This window comes from Pseudomonas putida S13.1.2 (assembly GCF_000498395.2).
Classification (GTDB): domain Bacteria; phylum Pseudomonadota; class Gammaproteobacteria; order Pseudomonadales; family Pseudomonadaceae; genus Aquipseudomonas; species Aquipseudomonas putida_Q.
Genome location: NZ_CP010979.1, coordinates 1525360 through 1549961 on the forward strand (window position 1 = coordinate 1525360; position 24602 = coordinate 1549961).

Annotated in this window: 21 protein-coding genes; 15 read left to right on the forward strand and 6 right to left on the reverse strand. The window is 63.3% G+C overall.

Going from position 1 to position 24602, the window contains the following annotated elements:
• The first annotated feature begins 9 nt into the window (after window positions 1–9).
• The 11 genes from N805_RS06920 to N805_RS06970 all read left to right on the forward strand — a co-directional run bounded on the left by N805_RS06920 (window position 10) and on the right by N805_RS06970 (window position 12808).
• Window positions 10–534, forward strand: coding sequence for a gamma carbonic anhydrase family protein (locus tag N805_RS06920; protein WP_028612953.1), 525 nt, complete (start codon window positions 10–12; stop codon window positions 532–534).
• Between the two features lie 66 nt (window positions 535–600).
• Window positions 601–1917, forward strand: a complete 1317-nt coding sequence (locus tag N805_RS06925; RefSeq protein WP_028612952.1) for an MFS transporter — start codon at window positions 601–603, stop codon at window positions 1915–1917.
• Between the two features lie 40 nt (window positions 1918–1957).
• Complete coding sequence (locus N805_RS06930) at window positions 1958–3238, forward strand: OprD family porin (protein ID WP_028612951.1); 1281 nt, start codon at window positions 1958–1960, stop codon at window positions 3236–3238.
• 369 nt (window positions 3239–3607) lie between these two features.
• Complete coding sequence (locus N805_RS06935; RefSeq protein WP_028612950.1) at window positions 3608–4354, forward strand: gluconate 2-dehydrogenase subunit 3 family protein; 747 nt, start codon at window positions 3608–3610, stop codon at window positions 4352–4354.
• 3 nt (window positions 4355–4357) lie between these two features.
• Complete coding sequence (locus N805_RS06940; RefSeq protein ID WP_028612949.1) at window positions 4358–6142, forward strand: GMC family oxidoreductase; 1785 nt, start codon at window positions 4358–4360, stop codon at window positions 6140–6142.
• A gap of 12 nt (window positions 6143–6154) precedes the next feature.
• The gene (locus N805_RS06945) at window positions 6155–7402 is read left to right on the forward strand and encodes a cytochrome c (protein ID WP_028612948.1); all 1248 of its coding nucleotides are present in this window, start codon (window positions 6155–6157) and stop codon (window positions 7400–7402) included.
• 265 nt (window positions 7403–7667) lie between these two features.
• Window positions 7668–8687, forward strand: coding sequence for a transcriptional regulator PtxS (gene ptxS / locus N805_RS06950; RefSeq protein ID WP_028612947.1), 1020 nt, complete (start codon window positions 7668–7670; stop codon window positions 8685–8687).
• A gap of 66 nt (window positions 8688–8753) precedes the next feature.
• The gene (locus tag N805_RS06955; RefSeq protein WP_046811303.1) at window positions 8754–9533 is read left to right on the forward strand and encodes an AP endonuclease; all 780 of its coding nucleotides are present in this window, start codon (window positions 8754–8756) and stop codon (window positions 9531–9533) included.
• Entirely contained in the window at window positions 9526–10476 is a 951-nt protein-coding gene (locus N805_RS06960; protein ID WP_028612946.1) for a sugar kinase, read from the forward strand. The genes N805_RS06955 and N805_RS06960 overlap by 8 nt, the downstream gene beginning before the upstream one ends.
• Window positions 10477–10530: 54 nt before the next feature.
• Window positions 10531–11823, forward strand: a complete 1293-nt coding sequence (locus N805_RS06965) for an MFS transporter (RefSeq protein ID WP_028612945.1) — start codon at window positions 10531–10533, stop codon at window positions 11821–11823.
• Between the two features lie 10 nt (window positions 11824–11833).
• On the forward strand, window positions 11834–12808 hold the full coding sequence (locus N805_RS06970) for a 2-hydroxyacid dehydrogenase (protein ID WP_028612944.1): 975 nt from the start codon (window positions 11834–11836) through the stop codon (window positions 12806–12808).
• Between the two features lie 136 nt (window positions 12809–12944).
• Here N805_RS06970 and N805_RS06975 read toward each other — a convergent pair whose 3' ends face one another.
• The 3 genes from N805_RS06975 to bamA form a co-directional block, all read right to left on the reverse strand.
• A complete protein-coding gene (locus N805_RS06975; RefSeq protein ID WP_028612943.1) occupies window positions 12945–13910 on the reverse strand; it encodes an endonuclease in 966 nt (321 codons plus the stop codon).
• A gap of 14 nt (window positions 13911–13924) precedes the next feature.
• Entirely contained in the window at window positions 13925–14308 is a 384-nt protein-coding gene (locus N805_RS06980; RefSeq protein WP_028612942.1) for a hypothetical protein, read from the reverse strand.
• 251 nt (window positions 14309–14559) lie between these two features.
• Entirely contained in the window at window positions 14560–16923 is a 2364-nt protein-coding gene (gene bamA, locus N805_RS06985; RefSeq protein ID WP_028612941.1) for an outer membrane protein assembly factor BamA, read from the reverse strand.
• Window positions 16924–17120: 197 nt separating this feature from the next.
• Between bamA and N805_RS06990 the strand changes: the two genes are divergently transcribed.
• Entirely contained in the window at window positions 17121–17813 is a 693-nt protein-coding gene (locus tag N805_RS06990) for a response regulator transcription factor (protein WP_028612940.1), read from the forward strand.
• On the forward strand, window positions 17810–19075 hold the full coding sequence (locus N805_RS06995; protein WP_028612939.1) for a HAMP domain-containing sensor histidine kinase: 1266 nt from the start codon (window positions 17810–17812) through the stop codon (window positions 19073–19075). Before N805_RS06990 ends, N805_RS06995 begins: the two co-directional genes overlap by 4 nt.
• On the opposite strand, the gene N805_RS07000 is transcribed toward N805_RS06995, so the two are convergent.
• From N805_RS07000 to N805_RS07010, 3 genes are all read right to left on the reverse strand, one after another.
• Window positions 19068–20063 carry an aldo/keto reductase gene (locus tag N805_RS07000; protein ID WP_028612938.1) on the reverse strand — a complete coding sequence of 332 codons (996 nt, stop codon included), beginning with the start codon at window positions 20061–20063 and terminating at the stop codon, window positions 19068–19070. The genes N805_RS06995 and N805_RS07000 overlap by 8 nt on opposite strands.
• Before the next feature lie 96 nt (window positions 20064–20159).
• Entirely contained in the window at window positions 20160–21011 is an 852-nt protein-coding gene (locus N805_RS07005) for a LysR family transcriptional regulator (RefSeq protein ID WP_028612937.1), read from the reverse strand.
• A gap of 219 nt (window positions 21012–21230) precedes the next feature.
• Window positions 21231–22415 (reverse strand): MFS transporter, encoded by a 1185-nt coding sequence (locus N805_RS07010; RefSeq protein ID WP_028612936.1) that lies wholly within the window; start codon window positions 22413–22415, stop codon window positions 21231–21233.
• A gap of 360 nt (window positions 22416–22775) precedes the next feature.
• Between N805_RS07010 and N805_RS07015 the strand changes: the two genes are divergently transcribed.
• Window positions 22776–23900, forward strand: a complete 1125-nt coding sequence (locus N805_RS07015; RefSeq protein WP_028612935.1) for an MFS transporter — start codon at window positions 22776–22778, stop codon at window positions 23898–23900.
• A 37-nt stretch (window positions 23901–23937) separates the two neighbouring features.
• Window positions 23938–24588, forward strand: coding sequence for an alpha/beta hydrolase (locus N805_RS07020; RefSeq protein ID WP_028612934.1), 651 nt, complete (start codon window positions 23938–23940; stop codon window positions 24586–24588).
• Window positions 24589–24602: the final 14 nt, after the last annotated feature.

Genomic DNA, 24602 nt, shown 5'->3' on the forward strand with positions numbered 1-24602 from the left:
GGGTTTGAGATGGCGATTTACCAATACGACACCCTTGCGCCCAACCTGCACCCGGAAGCTTTCATTGCCGAGGATGCCACCGTGATCGGCGACGTAACCCTCGAACAAGGGGCCAGCGTATGGCCGCAGGCCGTGCTACGGGGCGACAACGAACCGATACGTATCGGCCAGCACAGCAATGTGCAGGAAGGCGCAGTGTTGCATACCGACCCCGGCTTTGCGTTGACGGTGGGGCAGGGCGTCACCATCGGCCACCAGGCCATGCTGCACGGCTGCACCATCGGTGATGGCGCGCTGATCGGCATCCAGGCAGTGGTGCTCAATGGCGCGGTCATCGGCAACAACTGCCTGGTCGGTGCCGGTGCCATCGTCACCGAGGGCAAGGTGTTCCCCGCTAACTCGCTGATTCTTGGTGCGCCTGCCAAGGTGGTGCGCGAGTTGACGGCCGAAGCCATCGCCAGCATGCAGCGCAACGCCGCCGAGTACGTCGCAAAAGGCCAGAGCTTCAAGGAAAAACTGATCCGCATCCGCTGAAAACCCGCTGGCGACGCCCATGAAGGCGTCGCTGCTCTCCAATAATTACAAGAATGGAGATCCACCATGGTTGCCATGACCGGCGAACTGGCGCGTGAGCGCAACGACAGCCACATCAATGAATTGCTGCTGTACCGCCGCGTGGCCTGGCGCATCATGCCGCTGGCCATCATCTGCTTCCTGTTCTCGTACTTCGACCGCATCAACATCAGTTTCGCCAAGGCGCAGATGCAGCAGGAACTGGGCCTCAGCGACGCCGCCTATGGCCTGGCCGCGAGCATGTTCTTCGTGGGGTATGTGCTGTTCGAAGTGCCCAGCAGCCTGGGCCTGAAGCGCTATGGCGCACCGGCCTGGATCTGCCGGATCATGGTGTCGTGGGGCCTGGCGACGGCGGCGCTGGTGTTTGCCTATACCCAGTACACCCTGTATTTCCTGCGCTTTCTGATCGGGGTGATGGAGGCCGGGTTCGGCCCGGCGATCCTGTTCTACCTGGCATGCTGGTTCCCCCGCAAGCACCTGGCGAAGATGAATGGCCTGTGGTTTTTGGCGGTGCCGCTGGCCGGCGCGGTGGGTGGCCCGGCAGCAGGTGTCTTGCTGGGGACCATGGATGGCGTGCTGGGCCTGGCCGGTTGGCACTGGTTGTTCCTGATGTCCGGCCTGCCGTGTGTGCTGCTGGGCCTGCTGGTGCTGTGGAAGCTGGACCGCGACATCGAAGCGGCGAAATGGTTGAGCCGTGAAGAGAAGGACCTGCTGGTGGAAAACCTGGCCCAGGACAAACGCGCTGCAAAGCCAGTCCTCGGCTCGATCTGGCGGGTATTGCTGACCCGCGAAGTGGCGATCATGGCGTTCATCTACTACGTGATCAAGACTGCGTCCTATGGCCTCAACTTCTGGATGCCGCACCTGATCAAGTCATCAGGTGTGCAGGACATGCTCTGGGTCGGTGTGCTGTCGGCTTTGCCTTACGCGGTGGCCTGCATTGGCATGGTGTTGCTGACCCGGCTCTCCGACCGTACCGGCGAGCGCAAGCGCTATCTGGTGTACTGCCTGCTGGCGGCAGCTGTCGGCTACCTGCTGGCATGCCTGTATTCCGACTCGTCGCTGGCGATGATGGCCGCGCTGGTGCTGGCCACCGCAGGTACGTTCATCGCCATCCCGATCTTCTGGACCATTCCACAGTCGACCTTCTCGGGCCTGGCAATTGCCACCGGTACTGCGGCGATCAACTCGGTCGGGCAGCTCAGCGGCATCGTCGCACCGGTGATGGTGGGCAAGATCAATGACCTCACCGGCAGCAACTCCATGGGCATGCTGTCCATCGCCCCGCTTATCCTGATCGCCTGCCTGGTGGTGATGCGCTTCGTGCGCAACCCCCGTACCTGATTGGCGCTGAGTCTTCTAACAACAAGAACAAGGCACACCCATGATCACTCTTTCCCGGCGAGCATCGCTGATGCTCGGGGCGCTTTGCTGCGCCTGTCAAAACGCGCAGGCCGGCGTCATCGATGACGCCAGCGGCAGCCTGGAACTGCGCAATTTCTATTTCGACCGCGACTTTCACGGTGACAGCGCCACGCAATCGCGGCGTGGTGAATGGGCCCAGGGCTTCATGCTGCGCCTGCAGTCTGGCTACACCGACGGTGTGGTCGGCTTTGGCCTGGACGCAGCCGGCATGCTTGGGCTCAAGCTGGACTCCTCGCCTGACCGCAGCGGCACCGGCCTGTTGCCGCGAAACAGCGACAAACGCGCTGCAGACGACTACACAAAGGCCGTGGCTACCTTCAAGGCCAGGCTCGCACAAAGCGAGTTGAAAGTGGGTGGCCTGAGCCCACAACTGCCCTTGCTGGCCTCCAACAACAGCCGCTTGTTCCCCCAGTGGTTCAACGGTGCGCAACTGGTGAGCAAGGACCTCGACCGGCTCACGCTCACCCTGCTGCAGGTGGATGCCACCAAATTGCGTGACTCCACCGACTATGAGGACCTGACCGCCATGGCGCAGCAAGGGGCCTACTCGGCGACGGTAACCAGTGACCGGCTGTACTACGGCGGTGTCGATTACCAGCCGCTGAACAACCTGACCCTCAGCCTTCACACCAGCGCGCTCGAAGATCTGTTCCGGCGTGATTTTGCCGGGTTCAAGTTCAAGACCCGCCTGGGGCCCGGGGATGTGTTCACCGAGTGGCGCTGGTTCAACGCACGCGAGCAGGGCCGGGCATTGCTGGGCGAAGTCGACAACCAGACCCTCAGTACCAACTTCGGGTACAGCGTGCAGGGCCACACGTTCAGTGGTGGCTACCAGAAAGTGCGCGGCGATACGGCATATGCCTACGTGGGTGGCACCGATACCTACCTGTTCAGCGAACAGCAGGTCAGCACCTTTGCCTTGGCCAACGAACGGGCGTGGATGCTGCGCTATGACTACAACTTTGCTGCTGTGGGTATCCCGGGGCTGACGTTCAATGTGCGCTACGTAAAGGGCGACCAGGTGGACCCGCAGCGCATCGCCAGCGCCAAGGGCCGGGCGCTGGCGGCTGGCGACGGAGAAGGGCGGGAGTGGGAGCGGACCACGGATGTCACTTACGTGGTGCAGTCGGGGGCGCTCAGGAATGTGTCGCTGCGTTGGCGCAATGCGAGCATGCGCTCGAATTTTGCCGATGCAGCGGATGAGAACCGGGTGATTGTGGGGTACACGTTCGAGTTCTGAGCTCTGACACAATCACTCTGTGGGTGCGGCCGGTTTCTCGTGGTTGCGATTTGGATCTGCGCGGATTGCGTGGTTTTCTCTCAGGCCGTTTGCCGGGTTTGAGCTGCCAGCGATCGGTGTTGGCAAGTAGACGCTCCTGGTTTGCAGGTGGATATCCGCAGAGAGTGAAGCAGATGTGAAAAGGCCTTGACCCGCTGGCAGTGTCGCGGCGGCTCAGCGGGTCATATGTCCAGGTATGAAACCGGTTTCAAAACATTTCTGAACGCGCTAGATTATTCGGCTGTCTTCTTGATGGCCTATCAAGATCACCTCCCACAGAAAATCAGATGGCGCTTATCAAGGCCGCCGCACAGCCGATGAGGATTCGCAATGCCTGAGCATGCTCCAGACAACCCGCGCAGGGATTTTCTGCGCAAGACCTTGACCCTGATCCCAGTCGTTACCGTGGCCAGCACAGGGCTTGGCGTGGGCGCCAGCCAGCTGCTTGCTGCCCCGCAACCGCATCAGCAACCGAAAGTGCCGGCCACACCGCCTGCAGGCAACTATCAACCGACGTTCTTCAGCGCCGAAGAGTGGGCTTTTGTACAAGCTGCAGTGTCGCGCATCATCCCGGCCGATGAGCTTGGCCCCGGCGCACTCGAAGCCGGCGCCGCCGAGTTCATCGACCGCCAGATGAACACCCCCTACGCGACTGGCGCGCAGTGGTACATGCAAGGCCCATTCAACGCCGACGCCGCGCCCGAGCTGGGCTACCAGTTGCAGCTCAGCCCGCAACAAATCTATCGCCTGGGCATCGCTGCCGTGGACGGCTGGTGCAAAGCCAACGGCGGGCAAGTTTTTGCCGCGCAAGATAGCGCTACCCGAGACCGTATTCTCAGCAAGGTCGAGGCAGGAGAGCTGGTGTTCGACACCGTCCCGGCGAAGGTGTTCTTCAGCCTGTTGGTGCAGAACACCCGTGAAGGGTTCTTCTGCGACCCTATTCATGGCGGCAACAAAGGCATGGTCGGCTGGACCCAGATTGGCTTCCCCGGTGCCCGCGCCGACTTCATGGACTGGGTCGAGCGCAACGAGCCTTACCCGTTCCCGGCTGTATCGATCCGCGGCGAGAGGGCCTGAGGCATGGCGACTGTGTTGAACAAAGTGGATGCGGTCATCGTCGGCTTCGGTTGGGCTGGCGCGATCATGGCCAAGGAACTGACCGAGGCCGGGCTGCATGTGGTGGCTCTGGAGCGGGGGCCGATGCAGGATACCTACCCGGAAGGCAGCTACCCGCAAGTGATTGATGAGCTGACCTACAGCGTGCGCAAGAAGCTGTTCGTGGATGTGTCGAAAGAAACCGTCACTGTCCGCCACAGCGTGAATGACGTGGCACTGCCCAATCGCCAGCTCGGAGCCTTCCTGCCGGGCAAGGGCGTGGGCGGCGCGGGCCTGCACTGGTCGGGCGTGCACTTCCGGGTCGACCCGGTCGAGCTGCGCCTGCGTAGCCACTACGAAGAGCGCTACGGGCGCAAGTTCATCCCCGAAGGCATGACCATCCAGGACTTTGGCGTCAGTTACGAAGAACTGGAACCGTATTTCGACTTTGCCGAAAAGGTCTTTGGCACCTCTGGCCAGGCGTGGACTGTCAACGGCCAGGTGGTCGGTGAAGGGAAGGGCGGCAACCCCTATGCGCCGGACCGTTCCAACCCGTTCCCATTGCCCGCGCAGAAGAACGTGGTGTCGGCCAGGCTGTTCGAAAAAGCTGCCACCAGCCTGGGCTACAAGCCCTACAACCTGCCATCGGCAAACACCTCCGGGCCTTACACCAACCCCTACGGGGCACAGATGGGGCCGTGCAACTTCTGTGGTTTCTGTAGCGGTTACGTGTGCTACATGTACTCCAAGGCCTCGCCCAACGTGAACATCCTGCCGGCGCTGCGCCAGGTGCCCAACTTCGAGTTGCGGCCCAATGCCCACGTGCTGCGGGTGAACCTGGACGACAGCAAGCGCAAGGCCACCGGGGTGACCTACATCGATGCCCAGGGGCGCGAGGTGGAGCAGCCGGCGGAGCTGGTGATCCTGTCGGCGTTCCAGTTCAACAACGTGCGCCTGATGCTGCTTTCCGGGATCGGCAAGCCTTACGACCCTGTGAAGAACGAAGGTGTGGTCGGGCGTAACTTCGCCTACCAGAACATGGGCACGGTCAAGGCGTTCTTCGACAAAAACACCTACACCAACAACTTCATTGGCGCGGGTGGCAACGGCATTGCCATCGACGATTTCAATGCCGACAACTTCGACCATGGCCCCCACGGCTTTGTCGGTGGCTCGCCGATGTGGGTGAACCAGGCCGGCAGCCGGCCGATTGCCGGCACCTCCAACCCGCCCGGCACGCCGGCCTGGGGCAGTGCCTGGAAGAAAGCCACAGCCGACTACTACACCCACCAGGTGTCGATGGACGCCCACGGTGCGCACCAGTCCTACCGTGCCAATTACCTGGACCTGGACCCCACCTACCGCGACGCCTACGGCCAGCCGCTGTTGCGCATGACCTTCGACTGGCAGGAAAACGACATCAAGATGAACCAGTTCATGGTCGACAAGCTGAGCAAGGTCGCTCAGGCGATGAACCCCAAGGCCATTGCGGTGCTGGGCAAGCAGGTCAAGGATCACTTCAACACCGCCAGTTACCAGACCACTCACCTGAACGGCGGTGCGATCATGGGTACCGACCCCAAGACCAGTGCGCTGAACCGCTACCTGCAAAGCTGGGACGTGCATAACGTGTTCGTGCCGGGGGCTTCGGCGTTCCCGCAGGGCCTGGGTTACAACCCGACCGGGCTGGTGGCCGCGCTGACCTATTGGTCTGCACGTGCCATTCGCGAGCAGTATCTGAAAAACCCCGGCCCGCTGGTCCAGGCCTGAGGAGCGATGAGCATGAAGACAATGTTGATCGCAACCCTGCTGCTGGGTGCCACTACGGCCTTACAGGCCGTGGCGGATGACGATGCACAGGTGCGCCAGGGCGAGTATCTGGCCCGCGCCGGTGACTGCGTGGCCTGCCATACCGCCAAGGGCGGCAAGCCCTTTGCCGGCGGCCTGCCAATGGAAACCCCTATCGGCACGGTGTACTCCACCAACATCACCCCGGCGGCCAGCGGCATTGGCCAGTACAGCTTCGAAGACTTCGACCAGGCTGTGCGCAAGGGTATCGGCAAGGATGGCAGCACCTTGTACCCGGCCATGCCATACCCGTCCTATGCACGGGTCAGCGAGCAGGACATGCAGGCGCTGTACGCCTACTTCATGAAAGGCGTGGTGCCGGTGGAGCAGGCGAACAAGGCCACTGACATTCCCTGGCCGCTGAGCATGCGTTGGCCGCTGGCAATCTGGCGCGGCCTGTTCGCACCAGAGCCCAAGCCCTGGCAGGCATCGGCGGCAGCCGACCCGGTGGTGAAGCGTGGTGCTTACCTGGTCGAAGGCCTTGGGCATTGTGGCGCCTGCCATACACCGCGTGCGCTGACCATGCAGGAAAAGGCGCTGAGCCCTGCAGATGGCGAGCAGTTCCTGGCCGGCAGCGCACCGCTGGAAGGCTGGATTGCGAAAAACCTGCGTGGCGATCACAAGGACGGCCTGGGCAGCTGGAGCGAAGCGCAGCTGGTGCAGTTTCTGAAGACCGGGCGCAGCGATCGCAGCGCGGTGTTCGGCGGCATGAGCGATGTGGTCGAACACAGCATGCAGCACATGAGTGACGCCGACCTTACCGCAATCGCCCGTTACCTGAAGACCCTGCCACCGAGCGACCCGAATGACCAGCCGCACGTCTACGACAAGCAGGTGGCGGATGCGCTGTGGAAGGGCGACGACAGTAAGCCCGGGGCGGCGGTGTACATCGACAATTGCGCAGCCTGCCACCGCACCGATGGCCAGGGCTACACCCGCGTGTTCCCGGCCTTGGCTGGCAACCCGGTGGTACAGACTGCAGATGCCACGTCGCTGATCCACGTGGTGCTGGCGGGGGGTACGGTGCCGGCGACGCACACCGCGCCGTCGAACTTCACCATGCCGGCGTTCGGTTGGCGCCTGAGCGATCAGGAGGTAGCCGAGGTGGTGAACTTCATTCGCAGCAGTTGGGGTAACCAGGGCAGCGCCGTTACGGCCGGTGATGTGAAGTCGCTTCGCTGACCTCTGTAGCTGCACCCTGATCCACTGTGGGAGCGGGTTTACCCGCGAATGCGATGTCGAAGCTACCGACGCATTCGCGGGTGAACCCGCTTCCACATTTTTTTTGGTTGAAATTGTATTTGAATCAATAATTTAATTTGCTTATCTAATCTTTAATATCATCTTTGTTTCATCATTGCCGACCAACGGAAGGTTGACGAACTGCCGTAGTTTTGCTGTATTGAAACCGGTTTCATCGTTATCACAATAATCATAAGGACTGCCCATGACCGACGTGCCTGCCCATGCCCGCGAACGGGTCACCATCAGCGAAGTAGCGCGTGTCGCTGGTGTTTCCAAGGCCACCGTCTCCCGGTACATCGGTGGCGATCGCCAATTGCTGGCCGAAGCCACGGCCAAGCGCCTGGAAGAGGTCATCGAACGTCTCGGCTACCGCCCCAACCAGATGGCCCGCGGCCTCAAGCGCGGCCAGACGCGACTGATCGGCATGCTGGTGGCCGATATCCTCAACCCCTATTCAGTGGCCGTGATGCATGGCGTGGAAACCGCCTGCCGTCAGCACGGTTACAGCCTGGTGGTGTGCAACACCAACCGCGACGACGAGCAGGAGCGCCACCACCTGGTGGCGCTGCAGAGCTACAACGTCGAAGGTTTGATCGTGAACACGCTCGGCCATCACCCCGGCGAACTGCTCAACCTGCAGCGTGACATCCCCATGGTGCTGGTCGACCGCCAATTGCCCGAGCTGAATGTCGACCTGGTCGGCCTGGACAATGCCGACGCCGTCGAGCAGGCCCTCGACCACCTGCAAGCCCAGGGTTACCGCGATATTCTGGCGGTCAGCGAACCCCTCGATGGCACCAGCTCACGGCTGGAGCGGGTGCAGGCATTCGGCGCGTCGGTCAGCCGTCGGCCCGGCATGCGTCAGCAGGTACTGGAAATCAGCGCCGGGCTGCAGGGCCAACTGGCTTCGTTTCTTGCCAGCCGCGGCCATGGCCCGCAAGCCATCTTCACCTTCAACGGTATTGCCACCTTGGCGGTGACCCGAGCACTGCACGAGGCCGGGTGCAACCTGTTTGCCGACGTCGGGCTGATCGCCCTCGACGACCTCGACTGGTACCCCTTGGTCGGCAAAGGCATCACGGCACTGGCCCAGCCCACCGAGCGTATCGGTGTGGCGGCATTCGAAAGCCTGCTCGGTCGCCTGCGCGGCGACAGCGGGGCAGCCCGACGCATCGACTTCAAGGCCAACCTGATCATCCGTGGTTCAACCCAACCCCAGTAAGCAACGGCAGGCCTGCGCCTGCTACTGCCGATTAAAAATGAAACCGGTTTCATAAGGATAAAAACAATGCACCCGAACCCCGTTTCCATCAGCCTCTCAAGCTACGGCGCCGAATTTGTGCGGCAACGTGGCCAGGAGCAGTTCCTGGACATGCTGGCAGCTGCTGGCGTCAGCCGAGTGGAATTGCGCGAAGAATTGTTTGCCAGTGCACCGGACGCGGCTGCACTCGGTGCGGTCATAGCCGCACTGCGTCTGGAATGCCTGTACTCGACCCCCCTTGAATTGTGGACCGCGCAAGGCGTGCCCGACCCGTTACTGGTGCAGAAGCTGGAAACCGCTCGGGCGCTTGGCGCGGTGGCGCTGAAGGTATCGCTGGGGCATTTCGATGAGCACTGCGATGTGATGGCTCTGGCGGCGCTGCTGCCTGCCCAGGGGCCGCTGTTGCTGGTGGAGAACGATCAGACCGCACAGGGTGGCAGGATCGAACCGCTGCTGCAGTTCTTCAAGCGGGCCGACACGCTTGGGCTGCGCCTGGGCATGACCTTCGACATCGGCAACTGGCAGTGGCAGGGCGAGCCTGCGCGGCAAGCTGCACGGCAACTCGGCCGTTGGGTGCGCTATGTGCATTGCAAGGCTGTGCAGCGCCGGGCCGATGGCCGCCTGGTTGCCATACCGCCCGAAGCGACGGACCTGCAGGCATGGGCCGCGCTGATGGCCGAGTTCGCGCCCGGCGTGGTGCGCGCCGTCGAGTACCCGTTGGTTGGCGAAGACCTGCTGGCGCTGACCCGAGCCCAGGTGCGTAGCCTGGCTGCACTGGGCGCGGGGGAGGAGGTGGCCCATGCATGAGCATGACGTGCTGTGCTTTGGCGAAACCATGGCCATGTTCGTTGCCGAGCAGACCGGCGACCTGGCCAGTGTCGGCCAGTTCGGCAAACGCATCGCTGGCGCGGACAGCAACGTGGCCATCGGCTTGGCTCGCCTGGGTTTCAAGGTGCGCTGGCTGAGCCGTGTTGGTGACGATTCGCTGGGCCGTTTTGTGCTCGACAGCTTGCGCCACGAAGGCCTGGACTGTTCCGGTGTCGAGGTGGATGCCAGCTACCCGACTGGTTTTCAGCTCAAGGCCCGTTGCGATGATGGTAGCGACCCGGCAGTGGAGTACTACCGGCGCGGTTCGGCAGCCAGCAGGCTGTCGCCCGCGCTGCTTGGCCCAGCCTGCCTGCAGGCTCGCCACCTGCACGCCACCGGCATCCCGCCGGCGCTGTCCGACAGCTGCCGTGCGCTGTCTCACGCACTGATGGACGCCATGCGTGCAGCCGGGCGCAGCATCTCGTTCGACCCCAACCTGCGCCCCTCGCTGTGGCCGGATCAAGGCAGTATGGTGCGCGAAATCAATGCCCTGGCGGCCAAGGCCGATTGGGTTTTACCGGGCCTGGAGGAGGGGCGGTTGCTGACCGGCCAGCACACCCCGGCGGACATCGCTGGGTTCTACCTCGACCAAGGGGTGGAGCTGGTGGTGATCAAGCTGGGCGACGCCGGCGCCTATTTCCGCAGCGCCAAGGGCGAAGGGCAGGTGGCACCGGTGCCGGTCAGCCGTGTGGTGGACACCGTCGGTGCGGGTGATGCCTTTGCCGTCGGTGTGCTCAGCGCGTTGCTGGGGGGCAGTGCGGTGGAAGAGGCGGTGGCGCGTGGCAACTGGTGCGGCAGCCGTGCCGTGCAGTCGCGCGGCGACGTGGAAGGGCTGCCGCTGCGCCATGAACTGGAGGCCCACGACCTGCGCAGAAGCGCGTGAGCCGCCCCGAAATACCTGTTGCGACAAAAACAACAAGCTCAGGAGAAACAAACCATGCAAAGCCAAAGCCTGGCACCTCGCCGCTGGTGGTACATCATCCCGATTGTGTTCGTCACGTACAGCCTGGCGTACCTGGACCGCGCCAATTACGGCTTCGCCGCCGCCTCCGGCATGGCCGAAGACCTGCACATCACCCCGGTGCTGTCTTCGCTGTTGGGTGCGCTGTTCTTTCTCGGTTACTTCTTCTTCCAGGTGCCCGGCGCCATCTACGCCGAAAAGCGCAGCGTGAAGAAGCTGATCTTCGTCTGCCTGATCCTGTGGGGCGGCCTTGCCACGCTCACCGGCATGGTCAGCAACGTCTACATGCTGATCGGTATCCGCTTTCTGCTCGGGGTGGTAGAGGCCGCCGTCATGCCGGCCATGCTGGTGTACCTGTGCCACTGGTTCACCCGTGCCGAGCGCTCGCGTGCCAATACCTTCCTGATGCTCGGCAACCCGGTGACCATCCTGTGGATGTCGGTGGTGTCGGGTTACCTGATCAAGCATTACGACTGGCGCTGGATGTTCATTATCGAAGGCCTGCCTGCCGTGATCTGGGCATTCTTCTGGTGGCGCCTGGTGGATGACCGCCCTGCGCAGGTGAAGTGGCTGAGCGCGCAGGAAAAGGCCGCCCTGGCGCAGGCACTTGCTGACGAGCAGCAGGGCATCAAGCCTGTAAAGAACTACCGCGAGGCGTTTCGTTCGCCGCAGGTGATCATCCTGGCGCTGCAGTACTTCTGCTGGAGCATTGGCGTGTATGGCTTTGTGCTGTGGCTGCCGTCGATTCTCAAGCAGGCGGCCAACGTCGATATCGTGCAGGCCGGCTGGCTGGCCTCGGTGCCTTACCTGGCGGCGGTGCTGGCGATGGTGGGCGTGTCCTGGGCGTCCGATCGCCTGCAAAAGCGCAAGCGCTTCGTCTGGCCGCCGCTGCTGATTGCCGCCGTGGCGTTCTATGGCTCGTACGCCCTGGGCAGCGAGCATTTCTGGCTGTCGTACGCGTTGCTGGTGGTCGCCGGCGCGTGCATGTACGCACCCTATGGCCCGTTCTTCGCGATCGTGCCCGAGATCCTGCCGGCCAACGTTGCAGGCGGGGCCATGGCGCTGATCAACAGCATGGGCGCGCTGGGCTCGTTCGGCGGCTCGTGGCTGGTGGGCTACCTCAACGGCGCTACCGGCGGGCCCGGCGCCTCTTATCTGTTCATGTGCGGCGCGCTGCTGACCGCAGTGGCGCTGACCGCTGCACTCAATACTTCCCAGACATCTGGCCGGGCGAAGCGCAACAGCTCGCGGCTGGCCATGAACCCTTAGGAAACCTGCAATGAAGAAGCGAATCGTCCTGTACAAACGCCTGTCCGACGACTTGATGGCACGCCTGCAAGATCGCGTTGAGGTGACCTGGGTGGATACCTCCGAGCCCGATGGCCTGGCCCGCCTGCGCGATGCGTTGCCGGGTGCTCACGGGTTGCTGGGGGCCAGCCTGCGCCTGGATGCCAGCCTGCTGGATCTGGCGCCACAGCTGGAAGTGGTGTCCAGCGTTTCGGTGGGCGTGGACAACTACGATGTTGCCGAACTCAGCCGGCGTGGCGTGATGCTGACCAACACACCCGACGTGCTCACCGAAACCACTGCCGACACCGGCTTTGCCTTGATTCTGGCTACCGCCAGGCGGGTGGTGGAGCTGGCGAACTGGGTGCGTGACGGCCATTGGCAGGCTAACCTGGGGCCGGCGCACTTTGGCAGTGATGTGCACGGCAAGACACTGGGCATCGTCGGCATGGGCCGCATCGGCGAGGCCTTGGCCCGGCGCGCGGCAGCCGGCTTTGGCATGCGCGTGCTGTACCACAGCCAACGCCCAAAATCGCAGGTGGAGGCACGCCATGCAGCACGTCAGTGCAGCCTTGATGAGTTGTTGCAGCAGGCAGATTTCGTGTGCCTGACCGTGCCGCTGAGCGCCAGCACCGAAGGCCTGATCGGCGCACGGGAACTGGCGTTGATGAAGCCTGAGGGGATACTGGTGAACATCTCACGCGGGCGCGTGGTGGATGAGCAAGCGCTGATCGAAGCGCTGCGGGCCAGGCGCATACGTGGCGCGGGGCTGGATGTGTTCGTGCAGGAGCCGCTGCCGGCGGACTCGCCGCTATTGCAGCTCGACAACGTGGTAGCGACCCCGCATATCGGCTCGGCGACCGAGGAAACCCGCCAGGCCATGGCGCGTTGCGCGGTAGACAACCTGCTCAGCGCGCTGGCCGGTGAGCGGCCGGCGAATTTGGTGAATGAGGCGTGCAGGACGTGAGAACAAGGGGCCGCTATGCGGCCCATCGCCGGCAAGCCAGCTCCCACAGGGTTCCACAGGCCTGAGCCTTGGGCAGTCCCTGTGGGAGCTGGCTTGCCGGCGATGGGCTGCACAGCAGCCCCAGTACGATACAGGTCTATCGGCAGTTACCTGCCTTGCGATAGCCCGCTGCCTGCGCCTCACCCTCGTTAGCGAAGGTAACCTGGTTCTTGGCTGCAACCTGGTTATAGCCCGGGCAACCAGCAGACAGGTGGTAGACGTGGCTGTTGCGGTTGCCAAGCACGGCCCCGACTGACTGGACGCTGGCCAGGCTCGGCTTGGCCTCTGCCTTGGCGGCTTTCACCGGCACCGCTTGCACCACGCCACTGCCAACCGGCTTGTAGCCAGCCGTCCACTTGCGTTCCCCGCTCACGAACGGGTTGGCATGCCCCATGATCGCGGCAATGCGCCGGTCGCGCTCTTTCTCCCAGGCCGACACCGGGTGCTGTTTGTCCCAGGCCATCAGCAGCTGTTGCTGCTGGCGCGACATGCTCAGTTGGTAACGGTCGAACATGTAGAACGTGGTACGGGCCACCAGGCCTTTGACTTCATCGCGCGGTTCGGCGGCGCGCTGGACGAAATCGACCTTGGTGGTGCACTGGCCATACTCGCCGGCATTGCCAGCGACCATGCCGTAGTTGAAGTTGCTGCGGTCGCCGTTGACCTCGCCCACGGCCGGGTAGAGGTTGAACAAGTCGGCTTCCATGGCGCGGAACACCGGGTCGTTGTCCACGCAATGCTCGCGGCCGCCGTTCTTCCAGCACTGGCGCTGGTTGCCAAAGGTGTAGGCGGGCACGATGTGTTCCCATTCGGTACGCTCGGCGCGGTTCTGTTGCTTGCGCGTCTGGTAGCCACACGAAGCAGCATCGATACGCCCGCCAGACTTGCCCACCCAGGTCCACTTGCAACCGCAGTACAGGTCGCCCATGGCGCTGCTGGCCTGGTCCAGGTACACCTTCTGCTTGGCCACCACCTTGGCCTCGGTGAACGTTGCCGGTGGGTTGGCCAACGCAGGGAGGGTGAAGGAAAACACTAAGGTTACAGCGTAAAGCAGTGATTTCATGGGAAAAACATATTTCAGATTGGGGCGCGCATTGTAATGCTTTCCCCGTAGCTGGCCAGCTCGCTGAGCCATACCAGCGGTCGGCCTGGGTCGTCGCTGGCCATACGGTCGAACGTGGCTGAGTCGAGCATATCCCTGACCTGGGCGCTCATGCGCAGCAGGCGTTCGATGAAGCCGGCGCCGACGTCGCCGTAGTCCTCAAGCGAAACACCGCTCTGGTTGTGGTGTATCGCCAGGTGGTAATGACTGACCCCGGCGCCATCGCCACTGCCGCCCAGCACCACGGTAAAGCGTGGACCGAGCAGGCTGGCCAGGCGCTGCTGGACCAGGTCGAGCAGTGCGATCGGTACTTCATCGTGGCGCAGTGATGTGGGGAAACAGGCTGTGAACGGAGGCATGAGGGTGTCCTGCTGGGCGGGTTCGGGTGTTGGCCAGCTTAGGCAAGGTGACTGTCAACTTGGGTTAAGCGGGGGTAAAAGCGGGTAATACTCAAACAGGCCCGACGCGGTCCCTGTAGGAGCGGCCTTGTGTCGCGATGGGCTGCGCAGCAGCCCTTGGATTTCAGCGTCACGGCAACAACTTATGGGGCTGCTGCGCAGCCCATCGCGACACAAGGCCGCTCCTACAGGTGCCGTGCATGGCTGGTGTATCAGAAGGTTTGCCCCAGCGAGAACTGGAAGATTTGGGTCTCGGCGTTATCCGGCTTTTTCAATGGCGCCGCCAGGCTGAAGCTCAGTGGCCCCATCGGGCTGTACCAGGTCACACCAACCCCCAGCGACACGGCCATCTGCGCCAGGTCGACGCTGCCGCAGCCCTGGGTGGTCGAGAGGTAGCAGGTGTCGGCATAAACGTTGCCGGCGTCGACGAACACAGAGCTGCGCAGCTGGCTCTGGTCCTTCACGAACGGCAACGGGAAGATGTATTCGGCGCCGCCGGTAATCAGGATGTTGCCCCCCAGCACGTCGGTGTCGCGGTCAGAATAGTAAGCCTGACCGGCGCTGGCGTAGGTACCAGTGGCCGGGGTGTTGCGCGGGCCGAGGGTGCCGTCCTTGAACCCGCGCACCGAACCCTGGCCCCCTGCGGTGTAGCTTTCATAGAACGGCAAGCCGTCGGTGGACCCGTAGCCATTGCCATAGCCCAGCTCGGTGTGCAGGCGCAGCGAGGTGTTGTTGGTCACCGGCAGGAAGGCCTGGCCGTTGTAGTCCAGTTTGTAGAACGACAGGTCGCTGCCAGGGGTTGTGGCCATCAGCGTGAGGCTTTGCGAGTGGCCACGGGTGGCCAACACGCCTTTGTTGAGGGTGGATTCCGACCAACCGATCGACGCCTTGAGGTTGTTGAAACTCTTACCCTCACGGGAGATGAAGTCGTAGATCTCGTCGGCGCTATAGGTACCCGGCGAGATATCGTCATGCTGCAGGGTCAGGCCGTAGGTCAGGCGCGAGGTTTCGTTGATCGGGTAGCCAAAGCTGACACCGGCGCCGTAGCTGTTGATCGCATAGTACGAAACGCCATCGTCGTAGTAGTCGCTGTAGTCGGTACTGTTGTAGAACAGGTTGTAGCCCAGGCTGACACCGTCGGCGGTGAAGTAGGGGTCCACGAAACCGAAGTTGTACTTGGTCTGGTATTCACTGCGGGTCAGGCCGATGGACACCTTGTTACCGGTACCGAGGAAGTTGCTCTGGCTGATCGAACCACCGAGGATCAGGCCGGCGCTCTGGGCGAAACCGACGCTGGCGGTGATCGAGCCGGAGGCTTGCTCTTCGACGCTGTAGTTGACGTCGACCTGGTCGTCAGTGCCGGCTACCTGCGGGGTCTCGACGTTGACTTCCTTGAAGAAGCCCAGGCGCTCCAGACGGGTCTTGGACTGGTCGATCAGGTAGGTTGAAGCCCAACCGCCTTCCATCTGGCGCATTTCGCGACGCAGCACTTCGTCTTCGGTCTTGGTGTTGCCGCGGTAGTTGATGCGGTTGACGTAGGCACGCTTGCCCGGGTCGACCACGAACATGATGTCGACCGTGTGGTCTTCATCGTTGGGCTGCGGCACACCGTTGACGTTGGCGAAGGTGTAGCCTTCGTTACCCAGGCGACGGGTGATCAGCTCGGAGCTGGTGGTCATCACCTTGCGCGAGAACACCTGGCCCGGCTGCACCAGCAGCAGCGACTTGACCTGGTCTTCCGGCACTTTCAGGTCACCGGACAACTTCACGTCGCGAACGGTGTACTTCTCGCCTTCGTTGATGTTGACAGTGATGTAGACGTGTTTCTTGTCTGGCGTGATGGACACCTGGGTGGACGCAATGTCCATGTTGATGTAGCCGCGGTCCAGGTAGTAGGAGCGCAGGCGCTCCAGGTCACCGGACAGTTTTTCGCGGGCATACTTGTCGTCGTTCTTGAAGAACGACAGCCAGTTGGTGGTCTTCAGCTCGAACAGCTGCCCCAGGGTTTCATCGTCGAACACGTTGTTGCCAACGATGTTGATGTGCTGGATGGCAGCGACGGTGCCTTCGTTGATCTTGATCTTCAGCGCCACACGGTTGCGCGGCTGCGGTACCACTTCGGCGTCAACCTCGGCCGAGTAGCGGCCCTGGGCCACGTACTGGCGCTGCAGCTCGTTACGCACGCCTTCAAGGGTGGCACGCTGGAAGATTTCGCCTTCGGCCAGGCCCGATTGCTTGAGGCCCTTCATCAGGTCTTCGGTGCTGATCGCCTTGTTGCCTTCGATCTCGATGCTCGACACCGACGGGCGCTCGACCACGTTGATGATCAGCACATTGCCATCGCGGTTCAGCTGGATGTCCTGGAAGAACCCGGTCTTGAACAGGGAACGGGTCGAGTCCACCAGGCGGCGGTCATCGGCCTGGTCACCGACGTTCAGCGGCAAGGCACCGAAGACACTGCCGGCGGAAACCCGCTGCAGGCCGTTGACGCGGATGTCGGCGATCCTGAAAGGGGAGGCCTGGGCCAACGTGGCTTTCAGCAACAGGATGGAGAGCAACAGGCGCGGGTAGTTCATCGGGGGTTCCAGACAAGCGGATTCGTAGGGGAGCAAGCGCGGGCAACCCGCTGGCAGCGGGCGATGAGGATACGGGCGGGCTGTGTACGGCGCGGTTAGCCGAGGGTAAAGATGTGTAAAGTCCGACCGGCCGGCGGTGACAGCCCCGGCCGCCGGGGCGATCATTACAGCCCCTGCAATTGCGATATCTGGCCCCGATGATCCCTGTGCTGCTGGTCGACGACGACCGCGAACTGACTGAAATGCTTTCTTTGTACCTGGCGCGCGAAGGCTTCCAGGCCATGGCGGTGGCTACCGGTGAAGAAGGCGAGACCCAGGCGTTGTCCGGTCACTTCCAGGTGGTGGTGCTGGACGTGATGCTGCCGGGTATCTCTGGCATCGAAGTGCTGCGGCGCGTGCGTGCGCGCAGCCAGGTGCCGGTGCTGCTGCTGACTGCCCGTGGCGACAATATCGACCGTATTGCCGGCCTTGAGCTGGGGGCCGATGACTATGTACCCAAGCCCAGCTCCCCGGGTGAACTGGTCGCACGCCTGCGGGCGATCCTGCGCCGGGTGCAGCCGCACCCCACGGGTGAGGGCAGTGCGCCCGAACACGTGCGCACGGGCGCATTGAAAATGTGGCCGGGCCGCCGTGAAGCGCACTGGGGCGAAGCCACGCTGGAGTTGACCGGCTCGGAGTTCAGCCTGCTCGAAGCGTTGGCCCGCCAGGCTGGCCAGCTGGTCAGCAAGCAGGACCTGTCACTCAATGCCTTGGGCCGGCCGTTGACCCGTTATGACCGGCGTATCGACGTGCACGTCAGCAGCATCCGGCAAAAGCTCGGCCCGCGTGCCGACGGCAGCAGCTGGATCCAGAGCGTGCGTGGCATGGGCTACATGCTGATAGTCGAATGATGCGCCGGCGCCTGTTCTGGAAGCTGTTCCTGGCGTTCTGGCTGGCCAACTGCCTGACTTTCCTGGTGGGTGCGGGTGCCTTCATGCTCAATGACTGGCGCGGCGATACCCCGGCGCTGCGTTCGCTGCTGGCCACCGAACTACAGCTACTGCAGCGTTACGGTGAGCAGGCAGGCCGGCAACTGCTGGAGGTGTCACCGCAGCCGCCGGATGTGCAAGTGGGCCTTTATGACAGTAAAGGCCAGCTGCTGGCGGGCAGGGCGGTGCCGGTGTCGCGTTTCGAGCAGGCGTTGAGCGACCGCGAGGGTCGCCCGCTGGTGCTGCGTGCGTCGGTGGCCACGGTGCTTGGCGAACCGCCGCGCCCGCGGGGCATGGGCCCGCTGTTCACCGGCACGCTGATGAGTGCGCTGTTTGCCTTCCTGTGCAGCCTTTACCTGACTCGCCCGTTGGCCTGGCTGCGCGAAGCCATGGCCCAGGTGGCCCAGGGTAGGTTCGATGTGCGCGTGAAGCCCAGGCTGGGCAAGCGGCGCGACGAGATTGTCGAACTGGCCGAGGACTGCGACCGCATGGCCGGCCAGCTAAAGGCCCTGGTGCAGGCGCAGCAGAACCTGCTGCACGATATTTCCCACGAACTGCGTTCACCGCTGACCCGCATGCATGCCGCCATCGGCCTGATGCGTCAGCAACCCGACCGACATGACATGCTGGAGCGGGTGGAGCGCGAGTCACGGCGCATGGACGACCTGATCGAGCAGCTACTGACCTTGGCCCGCGCCCAGGCTCGGCAGGGCGACAGCGACTTTGCCAGTGTGGATGTGGTAGAGCTGCTGGCGCAGATTGTTGAAGACGCCCGTTTCGAGGCGGGCATGAAACAGTGCCAGGTGTCCCTGCAAGCCCAAGGCGCGTTTCTTATCCATGGGCATGAAGAGTTGCTGTACCGGGCGTTCGAGAACATCATCCGCAACGCCGTGCGCTACACCGCCGCCGGCACAGAAGTGTTGGTGCAGGCTGCGCTGGCACCGGGCGGGCAATGGTTCCAGGTCAGTGTCAGCGACCACGGTCCGGGCGTAGGCCCGGCGCGGCTGAAGCGCATCTTCGAGCCGTTCGACCGAGGTACCGACAGCAGCGACGATGGCTTTGGCCTGGGCCTGGCGATTGCCCAGCGGGCCATCGCCCTGCATGGCGGCTGCATCACCGCGCTGGCCGCAACCAGCGGCGGGCTGCGGGTGCGCATCGAGCTGCCGCAAGCCCGCCCTACTTGAAGCCGGTTACCGCATGGGGGACGTAAGGGGCCTGCAAGCGCGCCACCTCGGCCTCGCTCAGCTGCAGTGACAACGCGCCCAGTGCATCGTCCAGGTGGGCGGGCTTCGAGGCGCCGACGATAGGGGCGCTGACGCCGGCCTTGCCCAGTACCCAGGCCAGCGCAACCTGGGCCATCGGCACGCCCCGTTCGCCAGCGATCTGCTCGACCACATCGATCACCCGGCCGTCTTCCACCTCGGTCTTTTCATAGAACGACTGGCCGGATACATCGCTGCGGGTGCGTGCGGTCTGCTGCCCGTGCGGCCGGGTCAGGCGCCCGCGGGCCATCGGGCTCCAGGGCATCAGGCCGACCCCCTGGTCCAGGCACAGCGGGATCATTTCGCGTTCTTCTTCGCGGTAAATCAGGTTGAGGTAATTCTGCATCGACACGAAACGGCTCCAACCGTTGCTGGCCGCCACCTGCTGTGCCTTGGCGAACTGCCAGGCGTACATCGACGATGCACCGATGTAACGGGCCTTGCCGGCCTTGACCACGTCGTGCAGGGCCTCCATGGTCTCCTCGATGGGGGTGTGGTAGTCCCAGCGGTGGATCTGGTACAGGTCGACGTAATCGGTACCCAGGCGGCTGAGGCTGGCGTCGATGTTGGCCATGATCGCCTTGCGCGACAGGCCTTGCTCGTTGGGCCGGCTGGCGCCTTCCCACATGTTGGCCGGGAAGAACACCTTGGTGGCGATCACGGTTTCTTCGCGGCGGGTGAATTCCTTCAGCAGTTTGCCGAGGATGATTTCCGAAGTGCCGGCCGAATAGCTGTTGGCGGTGTCGAAGAAGTTGATGCCTTGCTCGACGGCATGGCGAATGATAGGTCGGCTGGCGTCTTCGCCCAACGTCCAGGGATGAGTGCCGGCGTCGGGTTCGCCGAAGGTCATGCAGCCCAGGCACAGCCTGGAGATGTCCAGCCCGGTGTTACCCAGCTTTACGTATTGCATTGTCGTCTCCTTCAAGGGCGTTAGTGATGGTGTCAGCCTAACGCGGGCAGCCTTGCGCGAAAATTCCGTATTGATGCAGGTCCCATCCGCAAAAATTCACAAGCGCAGCAATGGCCGCACCTGTTGCTGGAGGAAGTCGGTAACCGCCTTGATCCGTGGGGTGGCGCGCACGTCCTCATGCACTGCCAGCCAGATTTCGATGCTCATGGTCTGCTCGGCGCTGCCGGCTTCCTTCAGGCCGTGCTCCTGCGCCATGAACGCGGGCAGGCAGGCGATTCCGATGCCGCCGGCACAGGCTTGAGCCTGGATGCGCAGGTCATTGCTGTGCAGCACGAACGGCTGCTGGCCGGCCTGACGGTTCAGCCATTGCTGTTGAGGGGAACTGGCCTGCGACTCGTCGTAACCGATGTAGCGCCGGGCCGCCGCGCTGGCCAAGTAGCCGGGCGAGGCGTACAGCCGGTAGGCCAGGTGGCCCAGAAGGCTGGCAACCAGGGTCGGTTCTGTGGGCCGGGCCAGGGCGATGCTGATGTCGGCTTCGCGGCGGGCCAAGGATGCCTTTGATTTGCTGCCCACCAGCTTCAGGCGCAACTGTGGGTAGCGCTGGTACAGTTCGCCCAGGCGCCGGGCCACGATGCTCCCGAGCAGTGCCGGTGGTGCCGACAGCACCACTTCGCCTTCCACCGCGTGTTGGCCGGCGCTGGCGAAATGTTCAAGGGCGAAGGAGGACAGCGTCATCTGCTCGGCAAGTTCGGCAACGCGTCGGCCTTCGTCGGTGAGCGCATAAGCGCGGGGGCGCCGGTCGACCAGCTTGAGCTTGAGCGAGGCTTCGAGCGAAGCAATGCGCCGGGCCACGGTGGCGTGGTCGACGCCCAGCGTCTTGGCCGCGGCGGACAGCGAGCCGGCCGAGGTAAAGGCGCAGAAATGACGCAGGTCTTCCCAATCGAACATGGAGGGCTCGGCAGTAGCGTGTGCAGAAGGGGGTAGGGTAGCGTTTTCTGCGGGTCCACTGTGGATTGGGTGGATTTGAGATTTTTGGGGCTGCTTTGCAGCCCATCGCGACACAAGGCCGCTCCTACAGGATTTGCATTTGCCTCGAAGGCCGTCATGTACCTGTGGGAGCGGCCTTGTGTCGCGAAAGGGCTGCGCAGCAGCCCCACATGGCTGGCCTCAGTGGCCGCCTTTCATCCGTCGTGCCACCAGATAGATACCCAGGCCAACCAGCGCAGTCGCCGCGCCGATATACCCGGTGCTGGTCCAGCCCATGCCCGCTGTAATCGCCATGCCACCCAACCATGGCCCCAGCGCATTGGCCAGGTTGAACGCTGCATGGTTCGACGCAGCTGCCAGGCTCGGCGCTTCATGGGCAATGTCCATCAGGCGGATCTGCAGCGGCGCGGCCAGGGCAATCATGGTGCCCACCAGGCCGATACCCAACAGCAGGCTCCACAGCGCATGGGCGGCGAAGGTGAAGAACAGCAGCACGGCGATCGACCACACCAGCACCAGCCCCACGGCGCGGAACTGCAGGCGGTCGAACAGTTTGCCGCCGGCAATGTTGCCGACGATGCCGCCCACCCCGAACGCCGCCAGGCCGAACGGAATCCACTGTGGTGACACCTGGGTCACCTGCAGCATGGTCGGCGCCAGGTAGCTGAATACCGTGAACATGCCGGCAAAGCCGATCGAGGCGATGGCCAGCGCCATCCACACCTGCGGCAGGGTAAATGCTTGCAGTTCCTTGCGCGGGTCGCTGCGCACTTCGTCGTGGCGCTGGGGCACAAAGCGCCACACCAGGGCGATGGTGCACAGCGCGATGGCGCCAACCAGCACGAACGCCGAACGCCAGCCAAAGTACTGGCCCAGGTACGTGGCCACCGGGTTACCGAGCAACATGGCCAAGGTCAGGCCCATCATCACCCGGGCAACCGCACCCGCGCGCTGGTCTTTGGCCACCATGCTCGATGCCACCACTGCGGCAATGCCGAAGTAGGCGCCGTGGGGCAGACCGCTGATGAAGCGGAAGGCAACCAGGCTGCTGAACGAGGGGGCGAAGGCGGTCGCCAGGTTGCCAACGGCGTACAGTGCCATCAGCAGCAACAGCATGTGCTTGCGCAGCAGCCGGGCGCCCAGGATCGCTAGCGTCGGGGCGCCAACCATCACCCCCAGTGCGTAGGCACTGATGGCATGGCCCACCTGGGGCTCGCTCAATTGCAGGTTGCTGGCGATGTCGGGCATCAGGCCCATGATGGCGAATTCGCCGGTGCCGATGGCAAAGCTGCCCAGCGCCATGGCGGCCTCCATCTTCGCGACGGTGCCTTTAGTGGGGAGAGGGGGTATTTCCTGGACTGACATCTGTATCCCTTTTGAAACATGCTGAAACGTTCAAGGCGGGATCATAGTCAATATTTGCCGGCAACGTCGAGGAAGCTGACCGGCTTGGGGCTTTTGGCCCTTTCTGCGTGCGGTCTTGAATGGCCGCTCGACGGTTTCATCACTGGGTTACCGGGCGGAGTACAAAAGTACTCTTCTTGGATTTCCGGCACACTACAGCGAGCGCATAACTGAAATGCCGGGATGTTATGGCAAGCCGTACGCCTGCTCTTTTAGACTGCCACCTGCGTGCGCCGACATCCGGCCCGCTTGGTCGATAAGGTTGCTTTAGTGAATGCTGGCGTACGTTTTCCCGGGCCCTTGGGCATTTTCTGGCTGGGGCTGCTGCAAATCCTGGTGTGGGGTGGTTCGTTCTTCCTGCTGGCGGTGATGGGCAAGCCAATCCTGCGCGAGACTGGCTGGGACAGCGGCTGGGTGTATGGGGCGCTGTCGCTGGGCCTGATGGTTTCGGCGCTGCTGGCGCCGCTGTCCAGCCGCCTGGTGGCGCGTTATGGCGGCCGCTCACAACTGGCCGCCAGCGGTGTGGTAGTAGGGCTGGGCTTGCTGGTGGTTGCCAACTGCCACAGCCTGCTGGTGTTCCTGCTGGCCTGGGTGATCATTGGCGCGGGGATGGCAATGGGGCTGTATGAAGCGCTGTTTGCCACCCTCGGGGCCTTGTATGCGGAACGGGCAGGGCGGGCGATTACCGGTATCACCCTGATTTCGGGGTTTGCCACCACCATCACCTGGCCGGTGGTGGCCCTGGCCATCGAGCAACTGGGCTGGCGCACGGCGTGTACGGCTTATGCGCTGGTGCTGATCGTTGCCGTGGCGCCGTTGTACCTCTGGGTGTTGCCGGCAGGCCAGCCCGCACACAAGGCCCAGGGCGCGACGGCGACGAGCGATCTGCCTGTGGACCGCCGCCTGTACTGGCTGCTGACCGCAATCTTCGCCATTGGCGCGATCATCATGACTGCTGTTTCGGTGCAACTGGTGGCGGTACTGCAGGGCCAGGGCCATTCGCTTGCGACTGCCATTGGCCTGAGTGCCTTGCTCGGGCCGAGCCAGGTGGCATCGCGGGTACTGCAGATCATCGCCGGCAAGCGCCACCCGATCTGGACTGCACTGGTATCATCGGTGCTGGTCGCCGTCGGCCTGACGCTGGTGGCCGTGGCGCCGGGCGTGACCGCGCTGGGCCTGCTGCTGTATGGCTGTGGCAATGGCCTGCGCGCGATTGTCAGGGGGCTGCTGCCGCTGGCCTTGATGCCGCCAGCCCAGTATGTTGCGCTGATGGGCAAGATGTCGCGCCCATCGTTGGTTGGCCAGGCGCTGACGCCCTTGGCGGGTGGCTACCTGTTCCAGCACTTCGGCGCGATGGGGGTGCTGGCAACGCTGTCGGCACTGGCATTGACCAGTGTCGTGCTGGTGTTGCTGGTGATGCGCAGCCTCCCGCGGCAAACGGCGTGATCAGGCGCCACTCATTTGGCTGGCAAGGACGAACACGATGTCGGATGCACCACGTAACCCGTTGCTTATCGATGGGCCGGCCGGCCAGATCGAGCTGCTGATCGACTACCCCGCCGGGCCGCCCAAGGGGGTGGTGCTGGTCAGTCACCCACAACCGCTGCTGGGCGGTAGCCCGCGCCATATCGTACCGCTGACCCTGGCGCGGCAGCTGTGCGCAGCCGGTTGGCTGGTGGTGCGGCCGAGTTTCCGTGGGGTAGGGCAGACACAAGGTGTGCACGACGAGGGTATCGGCGAAGCGCAAGACTGCATCGCGGTCATCCGTCACTTCAGACGGGAGTTGCCTGAGCTACCGGTAGGCCTGGTCGGGTTTTCTTTTGGTGCCTATGTGTTCGCCCGTGTGGCCTGTGCGCTTAAAGGGCAGTTGCAGGCAGTGGCGTTGCTGGGGCTGCCGGTGGGTGATGTACCGGGCGGGCGATATTACGAGCCATTGCCGGTGCCTGCGGATTGCCTGCTGCTGCATGGCGAACAGGATGAAATGGCGCCGCTGGCCAACCTGCTGCAATGGGCCGGCCCAGAGCAACGGGCGGTGTCGGTGTACGCGGGTGCAAACCACTTTTTCAAGGGTTGCCTGGGGCGGGCGGCTGAGCAGGTGATCGCCCATCTGGCGTTGAAAACTGCGGTACCCTAGAACGGCTGCGGTGG

Excerpts from the sequence above, each read along its gene's own strand:
- N805_RS06920 (WP_028612953.1), top strand. The coding sequence starts at position 10 with ATGGCGATTTACCAATACGACACCCTTGCGCCCAACCTGCACCCGGAA.
- N805_RS06925 (WP_028612952.1), top strand. The coding sequence starts at position 601 with ATGGTTGCCATGACCGGCGAACTGGCGCGTGAGCGCAACGACAGCCAC.
- N805_RS06930 (WP_028612951.1), top strand. The coding sequence starts at position 1,958 with ATGATCACTCTTTCCCGGCGAGCATCGCTGATGCTCGGGGCGCTTTGC.
- N805_RS06935 (WP_028612950.1), top strand. The coding sequence starts at position 3,608 with ATGCCTGAGCATGCTCCAGACAACCCGCGCAGGGATTTTCTGCGCAAG.
- N805_RS06940 (WP_028612949.1), top strand. The coding sequence starts at position 4,358 with ATGGCGACTGTGTTGAACAAAGTGGATGCGGTCATCGTCGGCTTCGGT.
- N805_RS06945 (WP_028612948.1), top strand. The coding sequence starts at position 6,155 with ATGAAGACAATGTTGATCGCAACCCTGCTGCTGGGTGCCACTACGGCC.
- ptxS (WP_028612947.1), top strand. The coding sequence starts at position 7,668 with ATGACCGACGTGCCTGCCCATGCCCGCGAACGGGTCACCATCAGCGAA.
- N805_RS06955 (WP_046811303.1), top strand. The coding sequence starts at position 8,754 with ATGCACCCGAACCCCGTTTCCATCAGCCTCTCAAGCTACGGCGCCGAA.
- N805_RS06960 (WP_028612946.1), top strand. The coding sequence starts at position 9,526 with ATGCATGAGCATGACGTGCTGTGCTTTGGCGAAACCATGGCCATGTTC.
- N805_RS06965 (WP_028612945.1), top strand. The coding sequence starts at position 10,531 with ATGCAAAGCCAAAGCCTGGCACCTCGCCGCTGGTGGTACATCATCCCG.
- N805_RS06970 (WP_028612944.1), top strand. The coding sequence starts at position 11,834 with ATGAAGAAGCGAATCGTCCTGTACAAACGCCTGTCCGACGACTTGATG.
- N805_RS06975 (WP_028612943.1), bottom strand. The coding sequence starts at position 13,910 with ATGAAATCACTGCTTTACGCTGTAACCTTAGTGTTTTCCTTCACCCTC.
- N805_RS06980 (WP_028612942.1), bottom strand. The coding sequence starts at position 14,308 with ATGCCTCCGTTCACAGCCTGTTTCCCCACATCACTGCGCCACGATGAA.
- bamA (WP_028612941.1), bottom strand. The coding sequence starts at position 16,923 with ATGAACTACCCGCGCCTGTTGCTCTCCATCCTGTTGCTGAAAGCCACG.
- N805_RS06990 (WP_028612940.1), top strand. The coding sequence starts at position 17,121 with ATGATCCCTGTGCTGCTGGTCGACGACGACCGCGAACTGACTGAAATG.
- N805_RS06995 (WP_028612939.1), top strand. The coding sequence starts at position 17,810 with ATGATGCGCCGGCGCCTGTTCTGGAAGCTGTTCCTGGCGTTCTGGCTG.
- N805_RS07000 (WP_028612938.1), bottom strand. The coding sequence starts at position 20,063 with ATGCAATACGTAAAGCTGGGTAACACCGGGCTGGACATCTCCAGGCTG.
- N805_RS07005 (WP_028612937.1), bottom strand. The coding sequence starts at position 21,011 with ATGTTCGATTGGGAAGACCTGCGTCATTTCTGCGCCTTTACCTCGGCC.
- N805_RS07010 (WP_028612936.1), bottom strand. The coding sequence starts at position 22,415 with ATGTCAGTCCAGGAAATACCCCCTCTCCCCACTAAAGGCACCGTCGCG.
- N805_RS07020 (WP_028612934.1), top strand. The coding sequence starts at position 23,938 with ATGTCGGATGCACCACGTAACCCGTTGCTTATCGATGGGCCGGCCGGC.